This window comes from Pseudarthrobacter sp. NPDC058196 (assembly GCF_042882685.1).
In the GTDB taxonomy this organism is placed as follows: domain Bacteria; phylum Actinomycetota; class Actinomycetes; order Actinomycetales; family Micrococcaceae; genus Arthrobacter.
In genome coordinates, this window is sequence record NZ_JBHVVN010000001.1 from 240,792 (window position 1) to 257,884 (window position 17,093).

At 63.9% G+C, this 17,093-nt stretch carries 16 protein-coding genes and 1 pseudogene; 3 read left to right on the top strand and 14 right to left on the bottom strand.

The window, feature by feature from the left end:
* Positions 1-53: 53 nt before the first annotated feature.
* The 5 genes from ACFVVC_RS01145 to ACFVVC_RS01165 all read right to left on the bottom strand — a co-directional run bounded on the left by ACFVVC_RS01145 (position 54) and on the right by ACFVVC_RS01165 (position 10,618).
* Positions 54-3,554 carry a hypothetical protein gene (locus ACFVVC_RS01145; RefSeq protein ID WP_387448074.1) on the bottom strand — a complete coding sequence of 1,167 codons (3,501 nt, stop codon included), beginning with the start codon at positions 3,552-3,554 and terminating at the stop codon, positions 54-56.
* On the bottom strand, positions 3,551-4,714 hold the full coding sequence (locus ACFVVC_RS01150; RefSeq protein WP_387448076.1) for an HNH endonuclease signature motif containing protein: 1,164 nt from the start codon (positions 4,712-4,714) through the stop codon (positions 3,551-3,553). Before ACFVVC_RS01150 ends, ACFVVC_RS01145 begins: the two co-directional genes overlap by 4 nt.
* Complete coding sequence (locus ACFVVC_RS01155) at positions 4,711-7,005, bottom strand: hypothetical protein (protein WP_387448078.1); 2,295 nt, start codon at positions 7,003-7,005, stop codon at positions 4,711-4,713. The genes ACFVVC_RS01150 and ACFVVC_RS01155 overlap by 4 nt, the downstream gene beginning before the upstream one ends.
* Positions 7,006-7,046: 41 nt before the next feature.
* A complete protein-coding gene (locus tag ACFVVC_RS01160) occupies positions 7,047-7,946 on the bottom strand; it encodes a hypothetical protein (protein WP_387448079.1) in 900 nt (299 codons plus the stop codon).
* A 251-nt stretch (positions 7,947-8,197) separates the two neighbouring features.
* Positions 8,198-10,618 (bottom strand): DNA topoisomerase, encoded by a 2,421-nt coding sequence (locus tag ACFVVC_RS01165; RefSeq protein WP_387448081.1) that lies wholly within the window; start codon positions 10,616-10,618, stop codon positions 8,198-8,200.
* A 238-nt stretch (positions 10,619-10,856) separates the two neighbouring features.
* Here ACFVVC_RS01165 and ACFVVC_RS01170 point away from each other — a divergent pair, with 238 nt between their 5' ends.
* Positions 10,857-11,348, top strand: coding sequence for a hypothetical protein (locus tag ACFVVC_RS01170; RefSeq protein WP_387448083.1), 492 nt, complete (start codon positions 10,857-10,859; stop codon positions 11,346-11,348).
* Between the two features lie 7 nt (positions 11,349-11,355).
* Here the strand turns inward: ACFVVC_RS01170 and ACFVVC_RS01175 are convergent, their stop codons facing one another.
* Complete coding sequence (locus tag ACFVVC_RS01175; protein WP_387448084.1) at positions 11,356-11,511, bottom strand: hypothetical protein; 156 nt, start codon at positions 11,509-11,511, stop codon at positions 11,356-11,358.
* An 8-nt stretch (positions 11,512-11,519) separates the two neighbouring features.
* Between ACFVVC_RS01175 and ACFVVC_RS01180 the strand changes: the two are divergent.
* Positions 11,520-11,735: pseudogene (locus ACFVVC_RS01180) on the top strand (ATP-binding protein); the annotation flags it as partial.
* Positions 11,736-11,781: 46 nt separating this feature from the next.
* Complete coding sequence (locus ACFVVC_RS01185; protein ID WP_387448086.1) at positions 11,782-11,916, top strand: hypothetical protein; 135 nt, start codon at positions 11,782-11,784, stop codon at positions 11,914-11,916.
* Positions 11,917-11,926: 10 nt separating this feature from the next.
* On the opposite strand, the gene ACFVVC_RS01190 is transcribed toward ACFVVC_RS01185, so the two are convergent.
* The 8 genes from ACFVVC_RS01190 to ACFVVC_RS01225 form a co-directional block, all read right to left on the bottom strand.
* Entirely contained in the window at positions 11,927-12,211 is a 285-nt protein-coding gene (locus ACFVVC_RS01190; protein ID WP_387448088.1) for a hypothetical protein, read from the bottom strand.
* A gap of 43 nt (positions 12,212-12,254) precedes the next feature.
* Positions 12,255-12,986, bottom strand: coding sequence for a hypothetical protein (locus ACFVVC_RS01195; RefSeq protein ID WP_387448090.1), 732 nt, complete (start codon positions 12,984-12,986; stop codon positions 12,255-12,257).
* A gap of 67 nt (positions 12,987-13,053) precedes the next feature.
* Positions 13,054-13,560 (bottom strand): Pycsar system effector family protein, encoded by a 507-nt coding sequence (locus tag ACFVVC_RS01200; protein ID WP_387448092.1) that lies wholly within the window; start codon positions 13,558-13,560, stop codon positions 13,054-13,056.
* Positions 13,561-14,262, bottom strand: a complete 702-nt coding sequence (locus tag ACFVVC_RS01205; protein ID WP_387448094.1) for an adenylate/guanylate cyclase domain-containing protein — start codon at positions 14,260-14,262, stop codon at positions 13,561-13,563.
* Between the two features lie 107 nt (positions 14,263-14,369).
* Entirely contained in the window at positions 14,370-14,990 is a 621-nt protein-coding gene (locus ACFVVC_RS01210; protein ID WP_387448096.1) for a hypothetical protein, read from the bottom strand.
* A 109-nt stretch (positions 14,991-15,099) separates the two neighbouring features.
* Positions 15,100-15,294 carry a hypothetical protein gene (locus ACFVVC_RS01215; protein ID WP_387448098.1) on the bottom strand — a complete coding sequence of 65 codons (195 nt, stop codon included), beginning with the start codon at positions 15,292-15,294 and terminating at the stop codon, positions 15,100-15,102.
* Positions 15,291-16,328 (bottom strand): hypothetical protein, encoded by a 1,038-nt coding sequence (locus tag ACFVVC_RS01220; protein WP_387448099.1) that lies wholly within the window; start codon positions 16,326-16,328, stop codon positions 15,291-15,293. Before ACFVVC_RS01220 ends, ACFVVC_RS01215 begins: the two co-directional genes overlap by 4 nt.
* Positions 16,325-16,735: a hypothetical protein gene (locus ACFVVC_RS01225; protein WP_387448100.1), complete on the bottom strand. Its 411-nt coding sequence runs from the start codon at positions 16,733-16,735 to the stop codon at positions 16,325-16,327. The genes ACFVVC_RS01220 and ACFVVC_RS01225 overlap by 4 nt, the downstream gene beginning before the upstream one ends.
* Positions 16,736-17,093: the final 358 nt, after the last annotated feature.

Below are 17,093 nucleotides of genomic sequence, written 5' to 3' on the forward strand. Positions count from 1 at the left end.
GGCGAAGGGCGGCGCACCCCTTACCGGAGTGCACCGCCCTCATCACCATCGGATCAGTCCTTCGGGTCCTCAGCCGGCTTCCTCCGCGACGTGGGACCGTCCGTGTGCTTCGGAGCCGGATCCGGCGTCCGCCGCGGCTGGGCCGGAACCTGCTGTGACGGCTGCGGAGCCGGAGCCTTCGGTGCCTGGGCCGGAACCTGCGGTTCCGTACGACGTCCGCTGCGCGGAACCGGCTGGACACCCCGGCTGCCCTGAGCCCCACCGGGGACCTGGCCACCCGCACGGGGCTGGACCGGAGCAGGAGACGGAGCCTGCGGGCGCTGACCGGACTGTCCCTGCGCCTGCGCCGGAGTGCCGGTGCGGGGCTGGACCGGAGCGCGGTGGGCATTGCCCTGGCCGGTCGGAGCCTGAACGGGGGCCTGCGGGCTGCGGCGCTGGGTGCCGCCGGCCTGCGGGACACCGGGGCCCGGCTGCACAGCATGGGAACCAGCTTTGGCCTGCGGCGGCTGACCCTCCGCGGCCCGCGTCGCACGCGTTCCCGGAATGCCCGGGACCGCGGCGACGACGGGGTTCACCTGTGCAGGGCCGCCGGTACCGGCCGTGAAGCGCGGACCCTGCTCCGGGGAGGCAGAGGAGGCCTGCTGGCCGGAGCCGAACTGCGTCGGAGCCGACTGGCCGGCGATACCCTTGCGGCCGCTGCTGGTGCGTGCACCGCTGTCGGTGCTGCCCGTGACCCCGTCCTGCTTCTGACCCTGGACCTGGCCCGGCTGCCCGGTGCCGGAACCACCCTGCGTGCCGCCGAACCCGAAGCCCGTCTGGCCGCCGGTGGCCTGGCCGCCCCGCGAGGAGGGACCCTGGCCCGTGCTGTAGCCGAGGTTCGACAGGCCGCCCTTGCTGCTCAGAGTCTGCGCGGTCTCCTTGTCCGAGCGGGAACTCCCCGCCTTGCCGCCCGTGAGCTGCAGGGGACCACCCTTGTCGCCGGGACCCTCGGGACCGCCAGCGGACGGGCCATGGCCACCACTGTCACCACCGCCGCCGGGGACCGGGCCGGGACCGGCGGGGCTGCCGCCGTCGGGGCCGCCCTCCGGACCGTCATTCGGACCAGCCGCCAGCGCCAGTGCACCCTTCCCGGCAGCGAGCGAGTTCTGCTCCCCGTTGAGGCCGCCGGCGTTGGTCGAAGGGCCCTTGCCGCCACCGGGGGTGCCGCCGGGCTTCGTGGCCCCGCTGCCGCCGAGCTTTCCGCCGACACCCGAGGCGAGCTTGTTGCCCACGGCCATGCCCGCTCCCGCACCGGCTCCCGCAGCCAGAGCGGGGAGCATGCCGCTCTTGTCCGGCTTCGGTGCGGTGTTCGTGTCGAGGAACTTGTCTACGAGCTTGGTGAACACCTCGTCCATCGCCTGCAGCACGACCTTGCGCACCCGCAGGAGCGCGAAGGTGATGCCGATGATCAGCAGCGAGGAGATCAGGGTCAGGATGACCACGATAATCCCGCCGAGCATGCCCGAGCCCCACAGGCCGTCCTTGGACATCCAGGCCGACACCGGTCCGGAGATGATGTCCGGGATGGAGATCAGCAGCTCCGAAACGAACTGGTAGATGAACAGCGTGACCAGCACCTCGAGGATCAGTGCGACGGAGTAGACGATCACCTTGCTGATCGCGGCGATCGCGCCCAGCGTGGCAAACGGCACCGCGGCCACGAGGCTGAAGGTGCGCTTGACCGCGCCGACCAGCATGCCGATGGCGTACCAGAAGCCGAGCAGGACCATGCTGCCCAGGACAACGCCGGCGTTCTGCCAGTACATGAACTTCGCCGGGCCCGTGCCGACCTGGCTGACCGCCATGTGGTCTTCACGGGTGAGGCCGCTGGTGACGTTGTTCGAGCTGTACATCGTCATCGAATCGGGGCCGAAGCCGGTGTTCAGGTAGTTGTAGGCCGACAGCGCCGACATGTTGCAGGAGACCGGGGCGTTGTCCGCCCAGACCGAGAACCCGCAGCCGTGCTTGGTGCTCTGGGTCGAGAAGCTCGTCGTATTCCCGCCCGGGTTCGAGGAAGTCAGACCCTTGCCGCCGACAGCCAGGACCGGGTGGTTGGTCGGGACGTAGTCCGACTCGCCGTGTCCGCCGAAGTTGTCGCTGTCGCCGTAGGACTTCTTGTCGATGAACCACTCCTTCTTCACGTCACTGCTGACCGGCAGGTTGGTGATCGCACTCTTAATACCCGACTCGAAGTCGGACGCCGAGGTGATCTGGCCTGAGATGTAGCTGTTCAGCATGCCGAAGGTCGCACCCACCGCGTTGAAGTCGCCCGCAGGGCTGCCCTCCATGCCGACCAGGCTGTTCTTCCAGGCCGTCTCGGCGTTGGTCGCGCCCGGGCCCACATTGATGTCGCGGAAGGTCGCGCCGTGCGCCTGCTTGTTGATCGCCAGTGCGGTCGTGCGCACCGACATCATCGCGTTGTTGCTGGCCTGGCCGTTGTCCCAGGCGATGACGGCCTCATCGGGGACGCCGAGCCGGTCGTTCATCATCCAGGCCTCGAAGTCCACGTAAGTGGAGAGCACCACGCGGGTCGGGCCGGCGTGCTGACCCAGCAGTGAGTCGTCGAACTTGTCCAGGACGCCGGTGTACATCGAGCCCAGCAGCGGCAGGCCCACCCCGATGAAGACGACGCGCACGACGAGCTTCTTGATCGCCGAGCCGCGGTCCATCTTCTTGAACAGGACCAGACCGATAATCAGGAAGCCAATGAAGAGGGGGACCAGCGCCTCCCAGGCGATGGACTGCAGCAGGCCGTACCAGCTGGCGATCCAATGCTGCAGGCCCGCGAGGGCACCGCCGCCAGCCTGGCTGCCGGTCATCCCGTCGGCGAGGTCCTGCTGGTGCGCGCTGTTCGTGTTGCCGCTGGAGTCTGCAACGCCGGCGACTGCCTGGTAGAACCACATGAAAGGGTTCAGCACCTTCAGCAGCTGGATGATGAGGTAGAACAGCGTGCCCACGGCCAGTGCCATTGCGTAGAGCAGCCACATCGCGCCGCCGCCGATGAGCGCCAGGATCTGGCCGCCGATGCCCGAGGACATCGTGTCCAGGCCGAGGTCGGCGTTGGCCGCGCCGAAGTGGGCGTAGTCCACCATGCCGGCGTAGACGTTCTTCCCGCTGCCGCTGGCCGTCGCGTTCAACGTGTCGTACCCGATGGTCTGCGTGGAGCCGGTCGCCTCAGCGAAGAGCCAGCCGACCACATTGAAGAGGCTGAACTCAGGGTCGGCGTAGCCGAGCATGTCGCCGCCGGTCGCCGGGTTGGCGGTGATGGCCCGCCAGTCCTCGTTCATCCGCTCCTCGGGCTTGTCCTTGCCCTCGGGGGAGTTTTCCTGGCTGAAGTACGTGCTCGAATTACTTGCCAACTGGTAGAGGCTGTAATTGTCGCGCTCGTCCTTGTTGTCATCAGCAAATGCGGATGCCGGGTTCAGCATCATCAGCACCGGAATCAGCAGCGCGGCCAAAATGGAAACAGCGATTCCACGCCGCATCCCAGGCTTCTGCGTGATACGAGTGATCATCGGCCCATCTCCTTCTCCTTGGCCCTCTGCTTCTTGTAATAGTCCGGATCTTCTGCCAACTTCCGCCGGCGATAGTCACGCAGGTACTGCCTCATTCGCTCCCTGTATTCAGGATCGGAATCGCGCTTCTTCCGCATGTACTCACGGTTGTACGAACGGCACTTCTCGCGAAGCGCAGGATTCTCAGCACGAGCCTTCCGGTTCCACTCACGAGAAGTCTGCCGCCGGCGCTCACGGAATTCCGGATCGTTGGTCATGCGCTCCTCGCGATGCTGACGACGCCGAGTCCTGATCCGGGCGCCGATCTCTAGATCGGCACGCCTAGCAGCTTCGCGCCCACGTGCGCACGTAAGACACCTCCGTCCCTGGCCATCGGAAACATATGTATTCGTGTCGTTGTACTCATGTCCCCGCGGACAATGCGTCTTGGCACGACCAGCCGAACCCAACAAGCCAGCCTGCGCAGCGCGGCGGGTATTCTCTACCTGCGTGACTGCCTCGAGATGGGCAGGATTGACGCAGTTCTTGACCATGCACAGATGGTCGATGACCAGATCGTTCGGAATCGCGCCATTCGACTGTTCGTACGACCAGCGATGAGCAAGCTGGTGCCCGTCAATGCCACACGCGCCGTATCCGGCCGGAGTCAGCGCAGCCGTCCACAGCCAACAACCGTCAACGCTCGCCTCGCGGTCGACCTTGGCCCAGAAGCGCTCAGCAGTGGTCAGGGCCGCAATCTCACCGGCAACGCGCGCGCGGACGCAGATCCGGCACTGCCGGCCACCCGACGGAGCCACGTACGTGTTCTCCTCGGTGAACTCATGACCACGAGAGCAGTGCGTCCAATCACGCTGACGACCGAGTGCCTTCGCCGCGGCTGCACGACGCACGTTCTCAGCCTGGGTGACCGCTTCAAGATGGTCCGGGCGAACGCACAGCTTGTTCATGCACAGGTGGTCGATGACGAGCCTGTCCCGGATCTCACCGTAGAAGTACACGTAGGACCAACGATGCACGACTATACGACGGTCCGAAATCGTGATCGTGCCGTAGTTACCCTTGTCCTTCCGTGCCGTCTGCCACAGCCAGCAATCGTCGAACTCGACGCGAGCCCAGAAGCGGCCGGCCGCATGCTCGTCGAACATCCTCATCGTCGTCATGACTTGCCCAGCTTCCGCGGGGCCGTCCCGGCCGTCTTCATGGCCTTCCTCCGCTCGGCCCGCCCCATCTGGTCCTCAGAGCGGTCCTCCTCGGATTCGAGGCTCTGGCGGGCGCTGGTGAGCTTCGCGCCGGGTGCCGGCTTGTCCTTCATCAGCTGGTCCATCCGGGCCGCCTCGTCGGCCTTGGCGGCCTCCAGACGAACCTGCCTGCGCTGGGCCTCGCGGAAGGGGTTGATCCCCAGCGCGAGGTCGAGGTGGAAGACCACGTTCGACACGTCCCGGCGGAGGTAGGTAAGGTTCTCGCCCTTGGTCGTGATGAGCTGGGCGAGGTCCGGCGGGATCTGCTGATGCAGCTGCTTCTGGTACTCCGCCACCGTGCGGTCGCGCATCGGCCCGAAGAGCGTGTAGTCCGCGGCGTCGAACTTGTTGAAGTCCGAGTCCGCAAGCATCTTGTCGACGTCGTTGTAGCTGTAGACCACGCGGCCGCCGCGCTCGTGCATGTGGTCGAACTGGTCGCGCAGGTACTTCTTGACGCGGTCGTCAATCTGCTCGGTGCCGTGGATCACCACGGTGTCCCCGAGCCCGAGCTTGCCGACGGCGAAGCCGACGATGTTGACCAGCTGGGCCATGGCCACGCCCTTGCCGCGGCGCATGAGCCGGGAGAAGTCGTAGACCACGCGCCGGGCGTCCCGGACCCCGTCCACGGCCGAGGCCGTGTGGTTGTTGAACAGGTCGCCGTTCGTGCTGAGCATCGTGTTCGCAATGCCGCGCAGTACGTTGTACGCGCGCAACTGGTCGGGGTCGGTCTTGCTCGAGTTCAGCAGGGTCTTGTGCGCGGTGGCGAGGTACGAGACGAACATCTGCAGCCGCGGCACCTGCTGGTGCGGGATGTTGACCACGCGCAGGCGGTGCCGCTGGTCTTTGGCGTTGTGCCGCCACATGCCCTGCTCGATGTAGAAGTCAGTCGCGGTGTCCTCGAGCGCGGAGCGGATGATCGAGCCGATTGCGCCGTCCGTGGTCTCGTAGAGCTGCTCGAACATCAGCTTGAGCTTCTCCATCTGCGCCGCGAAGACCGTCAGCTCGTCGTCCTCGTCGCCGAACATCTCGAACGGGTTGACATCGCCGCGGTTCAGGTCGATGCGCGAAGTCAGCCGCTCAAAGTCCGGGCCGAGCTTGTTCAGGTCCGCCCCGTCCAGCACGAGGTGGACCACGGAGCCGTTGCCGAGCATGCAGGCCTGGGAGAGCTTCGAGCACCACATGTTCGATACGCGCTGGCGGTCCAGGTATTCGCTCAGGGTCGCGTCGGCCACGACGACGTGGTGCTCGTACCGGTTGACGTCCATCAGCACGGCGGAGTTGTTGACGTCGCCGACCATGTAGCCGACGTACTCGCCGCCCCGGTCGTTCAGGCCGTTGGTCACCAGCGAGTACGAGCCTGCCAGCTCGGTCGAGGTGAAGTGGAAGCCCTTGCCGCGCTTCTTCTCGTTGTTCTTGAACAGGCCGGCGAGCTCCTGGCGCTGCTCGCCGGCATATGCTGCCGCCTTGAGCGTCCCGAAGCGGTCGATGTACAGGCGCGTGACCCGGTCGACCGAGTCGTCCAGCGTCTCCAGGTCCGGGGCCTTGAGGAACAGCCGGTTGTGCACAGAAAGGTAGCTCGCGCCGTCCTGGATTTCGCCGATGGTGACCTCCAGATCCGAGGAGATCTTCGCGGCCTTGCGCTTGGAGGAAGTCGTGCCGGTCTCCTCCTGCTCGTTCGCATCGAGCCGGTCGAGCTTCTCTGACTGTTTCGTGAATTGGTCGACCCACTTCTCGTCCATCCGGCGCACCTGCTCCAGGACCACCGCGGTGACGCGCTCGTCGAGCCCGTCCGGGATCCGGTCGATGCCCCAGAACGCGGCGAAGTTGTCATGGGCGGCGTCGTCGTGGAAGAACGCGAGCACGCACGCCACGGAGCCGTCGACCTCGAAGTAATCGGAACGGAAGACGTACTTCTCCCGCGGCTTGAGCGCCAGCAGGTGCGGATACGAGTCGAACCGCCCCTCCAGCTTCTTCATCTCCTGGTGGCGCTGCCACCAGTTCTTCTTCGGTTCGGCTCCGTCGGCGGACTCAGCCGGCCCGGGGGCCGCCGCCGGCGCGGCTACCTCCGCGGGTACCGCCGTCCCGTCAGTGGCGGGAACGTCGTCGAGGGCGGCCTCCAGTTCGTCCACGCCCGGCACAGCCGTTGCGTCCCCGCCCCGGGGCTTCTTCCCCGGGATGCCCAGCTGCGCGCGGGCCTTCGTCATCAGCGCCATGTCACCCTTCGTCCTTCCTGTGTTCGTCCAGCTCGGCCCGGTCAGCCCAGTGATGCCTTGAGAGAGTGCAGTTCGTAGTCGATGCCCTGGTAGAAGACCCGAAGCATGGGCTCGGTCTCCTCGCGGTCGAGGATCGTCGCCTCCTTGATCATCAGCGCGGACCCCTCGACCTCGGCCTGCAGCACCATGTGCGCCCGGCGCAGAGCGTCAGCGCTCTTGCCCATGAGCAGCAGGTACTGGTGGATCGAGGTGAACTTGCCGCCGACGTGCCGCGTGAGAATGTCGTACTGCTCGTTCTGCAGCTCGATCAGGTCGGGATCGCGGACTTCAAGGGCGTGGTTGCGGTGCTCGAGCGAGGCCACCTGGTGGTAGATCCGCTGCGGCTCCTTCGTGGTGATGAAGGCCCACTCGCAGTTCGTGTCGATCTTGCGCCAGAAAGCGTCCACCCGGTCCAGGATGGCAATGCGGTCCTCGTCGAAGAGCAGGTACGACGCCGAGCCGACGACCAGGTAGACCTGGCCCTCGCCGCCGTCGGAAAAGTGGATCCGGCCGTCCTCCTCGATGCCGTCGATGCCAACGATCGAGTAAAAGTCGCTCGGGTCGGAGTTGCGGCGGGTGAGCACGTTGCGCGCCCGGGGAGGGGCGTAGGCCAGCAGTGCGGGCACGTTCATCGCCCGCAGCTCCTTGGTCTTGGTCATGCCGCCGAAGTAGACGATCAGCGCCAGGCCCCAGATGACGAAGAGCGTGATGAACACCGGTCCCGAGCTCGCCACGAAGGTCTGCGTCACCGCCCACAGCAGCGCCAGTGCACCCCCGCCGAAGAAGAAGAGCTGCTTGATGGGGGAGGGCTTGGCCGCCCAGCCGCCTTTGCTGAGCGTGATCTCGTGGTCGAGGAACGACCTGTTGAGGCTCGTAGGCACCTTATAGGCCATCTTCGCCATGAATCTCTCCCCGCTGCCACCACTGGTTTGTCTGTGTCTGTCCGAATGCCCTCATAGGTGAGGGATACATGACTACTCTACCTTAGATAGGTCTATCCAATTGAGCAGGACTGATACACAAATGACGACGCCCGGCGGTTCGGATGAAGCGATCCGATGCCGCCGGGCGGTGCCGTGATGTGCTGATTTACGTGGACGGGCAGACTATCCGACTCGTCCTCAAATGATTATTTCAGGACGACTAAGAGACTTTAGCCGAAGGAGGGGACGAGCTTCTTCTTGCCGCCCTCGTCCTTCCACTGCAGTTCGGCGTCGAACTTCTTTCCCTTCGCCGACCTGAAGCCCGTGCCCTTGATCGTCTTGCCCGCGGCCAGCGCCGCGAGCTGGTCGTCGGTGAAGGCAACGCCGCACCAGCTCTTGGGCGGGGAGTCCAGGGAGGCCTCGAAGTCGGGGACGATCTTCTTGCCCTCGCCCTTCTTCTCCTCCCGGAAGAAGACCTTGCACTGGAAGCGGTTGCCCTTCCTGGAGACGAAGTCGCTGGACTCGACACCCTCACCGGCCATCAGACGGTCAATCTCCTCGGGCGTAAAGGTGTAGTGGCACCAGGAGTCCGGGGGCAGCGCGTTGCCGCTGGCGTCGCGCCGGCCGAAGCCGAGCTTCTGGAAGCCGACGAACTTCCGGCCCTTGAAGAGGCCCTCGCCGAGCTCACCAAAGACCTCGTAGGCCTTGCCCGTGGTGCTGCTCGCCGAGAATTCGATCGTCTCGCCGGCCAGCAGGCGGGCGACCTCGTCGTCGGTGAAACGGTGGCCGCCCCACTCGCGGGCGAACACGACGGCCGCACCGGTCTTGGCCCAGGTGCCCTGCGCCCGTTCCTTCCGGGTGACCGATTCCTCCTTCAGCCCCAGCTCGGAGCGCATGGTAGCCGCGTTCTTCTGCATGGTCGCGATGTCCTCGCGCACCCAGTCGGCCACGACCCCCAGCCGCTCCTCCGCGCTCGGGCCCGTGCCAGCGGCGATCTCCTTCATGTCGGTGTAGACCTTCTCGGTCAGCGCCAGATCACCGATCCGGGTGCCCGGCAGCAGTCGCCAGCTCATGTCGCCGGCCTCGGCGAGAGTGAGCTTGCGTCCCTTCTCCAGCAGCAGCGGGTACTTCGTCTTCGTCGAGGTCACTTCCGAGTATGTCGAGGTCCGGGTGGCACCGGTGCCCACGTCGCGCTTCTCCAGCTGCTTCATCAGCCACTTCATGCTCGGGTGCTCGGGGCGCTTGTTCGCACCCTCGAAGACGAAGGGCGCAGCGTTGGTGCCCAGGCCCTTGGCCGACTCGTTCTCGTCGCCCTCGGCGGTGTCGTCGCCGGCGTCCGGATCGAACACCGCCTTCCAGCCCGCCGACAGCGGGACGTTGGCGATGCCAACGAAGTCCGAGTAATCCTTGACGTGGCCCTTCTGCTGCTCGTAGACGTAGTCCTCGGCGATCATCGCCAGGTAGTTCTTGCCCAGCGTTTCGTAGATAAGGCGGCCGGCCTTGCCGAAGCGCTGCTCGACATCGTCCAATGAAGCGGGTACCTTCGGGCCCGGCCGGTTCGCACCGTGCGCGCCTTGGGGCTTGACGTGCGTCTTACGCGGCTGGCGGTGCGTCAGGAGCTTCACGTCCACGCCCACGACCCCGGCGATCTTGTCCACCAGGGGCGCGAGCTCGTCAAACTGCTCCGGCGTGATCGTCACGTCGGCAGTTCGCGGGTAGCTGACGGTTTGGGATTCATACATGGACTGGTAGGTCGAAAGCACCAGCTGGGCCTTGATTCCCTTGCCGACCAGGAGCGAGGAGAGTGCAGCCAGGTCCAGCAGTTTCGGCGGCGCAGTCTGCTTCGTTGACTTGCCGTCCAGCACGACGGGGGAGGGGCCGTACTGGTTCGGCACCTGGTCCTTCCGGTCAAACCGCGGCTCTTCCGGATTGGTGTACATCACGTCGTTCTCGTCGCGGAACCGATTCTGGAAGAACGGCTTCTTGACGTAGTCGTTGTACGCCTTGAGCTGGTCGCCGACGAGCTTGACCATCGCCGACTTCAACCGGCCCTGGCGCAGCACCGTGTCCTGCCCGGACTGCCGTGCCATGTTCGTGGCGACGCGGGTGAACTGCATCGAGAGCAGGTCGAACTGTGAGCGGTAGCGCGCCTTGCGGTACTCGTCGAAGTCCAGCAGCGACGGGATCACCTTGCGTGCGGCGAAGGCCTTCTGCAGCGACGCCGGGGCCTCATCGGTGAAGTACATGCGCGACCACTTGCCCGGCTTGAGCCCCAGCTCGAGGAAGGCGTTGACCGCGATCATGCCGCCTTCACCGGTGGGGTCGACGTCGGTGGCGATCACGATCTCATCGCACTTGCCCAGCGTGCGCTTCACGTCCTGGGCAACGGACCCGGCGTTCTTGATCACCTCCAGGCTCCAGTCCAGCTGCCGCGGGTCCCACGGCAGGTTGCCCAGGTCCCAGGTCCGGTACTTCTCAGCCATGTCCGGGTCCGCGACCATCCGGTGCGGATCGACGAACTCGTACAGGTGCCCCCGGGCGTGGGCGATAACGAACTGCTCCCCGTTGTACGTGCCGTTCATACCGCCGAGGGCTGCGGCGAAGTGCCGCGCCGCGCTCGGCTTCTCGGTGAGGATCCCGACAACCATCATGACTCCTTCTCGTCGATGACTCATAAACCAGTCGACTCATAAATCAATGACGAGTCTATCGAGAGGACGACTCGAAAGACGAGTCGAATAGTGTCAGTGGTTGGGTCAGGTGAAAGCGCAGTGACCCGCGCCGGCACGGCGGTCAGAGAGGCCCCCGGATCATTCACGGATAGCTCGATCCGGGGTAACGTCTATGGAGTCGCTACCCGCTCACGCCTGACCCAGGAGCACGAACCCCATGGCCCTCGACAACGCCTTCCTCCGCACACCGCAGGACTTCGCCGGCATGCTCATCGACATGCAGGAGGGCAGCTGGCCGCCGGACGAGGCGGACGTTATCCGTATCGCCCAGGGGTGCTCGATGCTGATCGAGTGCATCGACGCCTGGGAGAGCGCGACGCACGGCAAGAACGTCTTCGACGTCGCCGGCGGAGAGATCTGCACGGCCGACGTGCGGCGGCTCCTCGCCCAGGAGGTCTCACTGAGCTACGAGGGCGACGTCGCGGTGCTGCTGGTGCCGCCTGCGGACGAACGTGTGCGCGTGGAGATCCGTGCCGACGTCGACGAATACCAGGGGCTGCTGCGCCGTCCGGAGATGGTCCTGGATTGGGAGCAGGACGGCAAGCAGCACGAGCACTACATCTCACTCAAGCCCAAGGGCGCGCACTGGTACATGCTGTCGCAGCTGCGCGATGACATGAAGGAAGGCCGGCTCACCGTCCGGTCCTAGCTCCGCCTCAGCCGCGCCAGAGCTCGAGCGACTCCCAGCCGACAGGCGCGCCCATCGACTCAATGGTCAGGGCGTGTGAGACCGGGAATTGGCGAAGCAAAGCCGCCAGCCGACCGGACCAACCCGTGTCCGGGTCGATGGCGCGCAGCAGGTATGCGATCACGGCCAGGGTCCATGGAGGTCACGGCCCTCCAATCGCTGTGCGGTCTGACGTAGTCCGCGGTGCAGCTTCTGCGGCGGCCACCGTTCGAAAACCCGCACCGCTCGGCCACCGCGGCGGCCATTATTAGGGGTGGTTCAGGGCTTCCGCGGCCGGGTGCCGCATCCCGCGCGCACCGTGGCGTGCTTTTCCTGGACGAGGCGTCAAATCTAGGGCATACCACGCTTTACCGTCAACGCTGGGGGTGTCGGAGGGACTGGGTAGCGTAAGTGCATGCGTTCAATCGAACTTGAAGCCAGAGTGCTCACCGCCGTGGATCAAATCCGTGCTGGAAAAGAAGTAGAGCACGATTTCATCGAGTGGAAGCGCGATTGGCCAAAGGAAAACAAAGCGCGAGAAGATGTCTAAAGGGGGCGGTTCAAAGCGCGCTAGCACCCTTCCATTCTTCCGGCTTAACTCGCTTAATGTTTGAAGAGTGCGCCCAACCTATGTGGTACTTTCCGGAAGAGTCGAGCCATTCGATCAGGCCGTAGGTGTGCGTCCAGGCAACTGCCATGCCGTAGATCCCGCTGACGTAGACCAGGGGGCGGCCATACTTCGGGAAGTCGCGGATCGGAGCCGGATCATCAATCGGACGGCTCTGGTCAGCTTCCAGCCGAGCCATCATGCGTTCCATGTCCTCGGGGGAGCCTGACTTGATCACGCAAGCAAGTATAGAACATATGTTCTAACGATCGGCCCGGCCGCTACTCTTCGCCGTCTGCCTCGGGCAGCTTGTCGAGCAGTTTTTTCGCGGTGGCCGCAGCTGCTTTACCCGCCTGTGGGCCACTGACGCCAAGCGCACTCAGGACCATAGCGAGTTCTGGGCTGTCTGCGCTCACAATCAGGATTCCCCATGTCATGTAGATTGCCACGACCACACCAATGAACCAGACAAGAAGCTGCTGGTCCGAGATTGTCAGGCCGCTGAGGAAAGGCAGCCTCTCGATGGATTCAGTCAGGACAGGTTGGTCATCCAAGAACTCGGCGGCGAAGTTGTCAACATCAGGCCGGTCTTCTATGAATCCTTGCAGTGACGCAGCTTGCGACAGCAGCGAACTTACGCTTGTTGAGCTGACTGACTCGGTAAATGCCTGGCTAAAGCCCAACATAGCGCTCTGGAACTCGGCTCTTTGGAACATGTCTTCAAACTGAGTCCGATGCAGCTCAGCAAGAGCCTTGCCGAGAGAGCCGACTCTCGACTCAAAGTGGTCTGAGATCATCTTCGAGATGTTGGACGTAGGTGCGATGTCGCCGACCAGGCTCGCAAATCTAGGCGTGTTGAACTGCTGCAGAACAAGGGAGCCAATGTTCGATGTGCTGTTGGTGAACTGTTGCCCCAGGAGAGCAGTGAGCGACGGCTGCATTGAATCATAAGCGAGCGAAGCAAAGCGGTCCGAGAGAGTGTTCACTCGTGAGGTAGGAGTATCAGCAGTCATTGCTCAAGGCTACTAGTACCGGCCGGCAAGGCGGGGCCCTTCTAATTCTTCACCAGCTGTCCGAACGCTATAGAAACCGCAGTACCAAGGCAGACAGAACGATGCACGCACCGCCGGCGCACCCCGTGAACATCGAGAGCTGAACCCAGCGATGCTTCTGCCATGCGATGTCAGCCATGACAATAATCTGACGGCCGATCACTGGAAGAATTTCGCGCTCTCGAAGGGCGACAGCCAGGTCATCTGGCTCCCAGTGCTGGGCATGACCGAAGTAGATGAAGTTGTCCGGTGCGCTGCTCTTCACCAGGTCAGATTTGAGCCGGGGGATAACCACAGTCACGGCGAAGAGTGCGCCAATCAGGAGGAGCGCTAAGCCTATGCCGTATAGCCAAGCGGCTGCATGGTCGCTTAGATCACCGAAGATCCTGCCCTTTGCGCTGAGCGCAACAACTGTGACGATGGCCGCGGATTCCAGACCAAATGCAAAAGAGGCTTTGGCATCCACCTTGCCGGTCCACTCCGCTTGAGCCGCGTGGATCTTCCAGGCGTTATCAATAGCTTCCTTGTCCTCCATTCAGACGCCCCAGGTTGCCTGTGACCGGAACAAAGTCTCCTGAACCCCGCTGTCGTTCCTCGCATAAGACTTGTGCCAGAGCGAACTTCCATCGTCCATGTAGGCGACATCGTTGGACATCGCCTCAAAGACCGCCGGCGTAATGGTCAGCTGGTAAGAATCACGAATCTCGCTGAGCTTGGCAGCTTTGTTCGGTGCCTTACCAATGGAGATCAGGTCATTGTTGTCACGGACGCCACCGCGGACGATCAACGCTTCACCGGTATCGATACCGATGCCATGGCTTATGCTGCAGAAGTCCTCTCCATCAGACCAGTTCGATTTGATCTGAGGACGCAATACCTTGTAGACAGCCCAGTTGATCGCCAGAGCGGCGCGAACCGCGTTCGTCTCCTTGTCACTGCCCATGAAGATTGCCATAACGCGGTCACCGTCAAAGCTTCTGATCTCGCCGCTAAAGTTGCGAAGGATACGAGACGCAGTGTTGATGTAGGCCCGAATGATCTTGGCGGTGGCTTCTTTCTTTAGTGAGTTTGCCATCAAGGAAGAGCCTGCAAGATCCGCATATAGGTACGTTGCGTCCACGAGTTTGCCACCGTTCTTCATTACGATGTCTTCCGTCTTGGGAACGACCCGCCCATCAGTGATAGCCCATGCCGCAGTTAGGATATCGCTGACGCTACTTTCAATGGATGGATACACCAAGTCCCCCTCAGTTAGTTGGTAATTCAACCTTACTGAACGGGTCAGACATTTTTGGTGGGCCGACTTAGTTGGTAGGTGGTGTGTGGCATCCCCGAGAGTCGAAGTCAGTAGCAGTTCATGGAATCGACCCGGTAGGTGGCACCGTTACCAGACAAATCCGTGAAGTCTAATTGTGCTTGCTCGCCAGGGCGAAGCGCCCCGGAACTCCTGATGGAGCTGTAGACAGATAGCCCGTTCGCGGCCAGAAACGACACATTGGCGCTCACGCCGGATGGACAGCCGTTCGGTTGCATAGTGTTGGTGACAATGAAGGATGCGCACCCGTAATGGCTAGGGCAGGTGAAGTGCTTAGTAGGAGTGGCGTAGTACAGGTAGTCGGACACATACTTCCAGCCGTTCTTCTCCATGGCGACGCGGTCTGCTTTGGCAGCATCCGCAGCAGTCTTATCCACGGCAGCTGCCAGGTCCTTGATCGACTGGTCTAGGTCGGCTTGTGCCTTCGCTTTAGCGGCACTCGCTGACGCCTCGGCTGACCTGCTCGCCGCAGCACTCGCTGAGGCTGATACGCTCGCTTCGGCCGCTGCGTTGATCGAGCTAAGAGTAATCGCACCTATGACTCCAGCCCCGATAGCGAGAACGCCGACGACAGCGATCGCAATCTTCCACCAGAGCCCCGCTCTGCGCTTTGAGGGTGCCGGTGGTGTTTCATAGTCCTGGTAAGTCATTGTTGTTCCCCCAAAAGATCCCCAACCTAACGGCGGAAGCGTAACCCGGAACAAACGGAATGGCTTTGAAACTGCGCATTACCTGCGCCATTCTTGAGGAAGAAAGCTTCTACCCGTCGGCGGCGGCCTGTACCCAGGCGTATCGGCGCGGCGTGACCGAGGACCCGCCGTTCGACAGGCCGAAGCGGCCCGAGGCGGTCCAGCTCCAGCAGCCTGTGCCGTCGAGCCTGCCCGCCTCCTTGTCGACCTTCTCCCAGAACCGCTCGGCGTCGGTCGCTGTACTCCTGTGCGTGGCGGTGCTCACCGGATCGGCCGCCCTTCCCGCTCGCGCTCGAGCTTCGCCTGCTTCTTCGTTGCCTCGCGCACCCGGTCGCGCACGAAGACGGCGTCCTTATGGGTGATCGGGGCCTCGTGGACATCGTGCGAGCCGCGCAGGAAGTTGCTCGTGCGGTCCGCGATCGAGTACGCGACCGCCTGTTCGATCGCGGCGCTGGTTTCCTTCACCTCGCCCAGCTGCCCGTGCAGCGCGGCCAGGCCCTGGGACTGCTCGCGGCCCCACCGCTCCAGGGTCTCCATGCGGGCGGCGATACTGCCCAGTAGCGGATCCCGGGAGCGGAACAGCTGCGCCGCGCGCCGCGTGGCGGCATCGGTCGCCAGCCCGAGATCGAGCTGGGCCAGCAGGAAGGCCGTGACCAGGCTCGCCTGGCTCAACCGTTCAGCGAACTCCCGGGCTGCGGTGTCGCCGACACCGAGCTCACGGACGGCTGCTGAGCGCAGCTGCTTGCGGAGCGCGCCGACGATGGTCTCGGGCAGGGCCCGGACCGCCGGCTGGCTCTTCACGCCATCGAGCCGGAAGCCGGTCTGAGGCAACGCCCCGCTGCCCTCGTCCCCTCCGCCGGAGCCGCCCCTGGCCGCCGCAGACTGCACGGAATCCTGATGGTCAGTGTGCTGGAGCGGGACGGATGGGAGGAGGGTGGCATCTTCAGGCGGCGACACCGACAGGACCGCCTGATGTGCTTCATCGTCTGCGTCGTCGTGCACGTGCGCCGTCGCCGCTGGGTCCACGGCGACGGCGTCGCTCTGGGCCGGGGGAGTAGCGCTGCTTGCTCCCGAGCCTCCCCGTTGGCCGGCACCGGAGTCCCGGTCGGGGTCTTCGGTGCTCGGCTGCGGGGCCTCAGCCTTCTCCGGTGTGTCCCGCTCCGGCTCAGGCTGCTGTGCCCGTTGCTGGGCCCGCTTCAGACCCTCGCTCCCACCGGTGCGGTAGGCGTCGAGGAAGGACGTGTCCACGTCCATCAGCTCGTCGGTGGAGGGCATGATCTCGTTCAGCCCCTGGCTCACGTCAGCTCCCCGTTCTCCTCGTCCAAGAGGTAGTTATCCCCGCGAGTCAATCCGAGCAAGCTGTCGAAGCCCATGGTTACGACCCGTTCGAGGTTGGCGTTGTTCGTCGAGAGCGCCTTGAGCTCGTCGACCACCTGGTTGATACGCGCGGTGAGCAGATCGGGGATGTCGAAGTCGAGGTTCTCGCGCCGGACCTTCTCGGCGATTGCCTCGGCGTAGTACTCGTTGACGGAGGGGTAGCCGCGCCGCCGCGCCCAGTACTCCGCCCGCTGCTTCTCATCCGAGGACAGGCGGGTGAAGACCCGCTCCCTGCGGTGGCTGCCGTTCTGGTCGGCGCCCGGTCCGCTGGACGTGGTCGCAACCCGCGTAGACGGAGGCCCGGCCTTCGGCTCGTCGACGACGGTCATGTCTCGCCTCTCTGTCGCATTCGACTGATGTACGAGTCAATTCTAGCGCTATTTAACTCCTGTAACGAATAATTGGTTAATGAGCCAGTGATAGACCTCTGGAGAGCAATTCGGCAGGCATCTAAAGTCGTCTGCATCACGCGGTCAGCGCCTGATCACGTGTCCCCTTAAAGGGCGGCCCCGGGTCCACGGCCCCGATGCCGCCCCACAGGTGTCCCCGACCCGGGCAGAAAGTCTCTGTTGCTCCCCATGCTCTTGGTGAAAGCCTGAACCTCATGCCGGTTCACGAGGAGGGATGCAATGCCCGATCAGAAGCTTTGGCTGCACCACCTGTGGTCGTTCGCCGGGGCCGGATCGT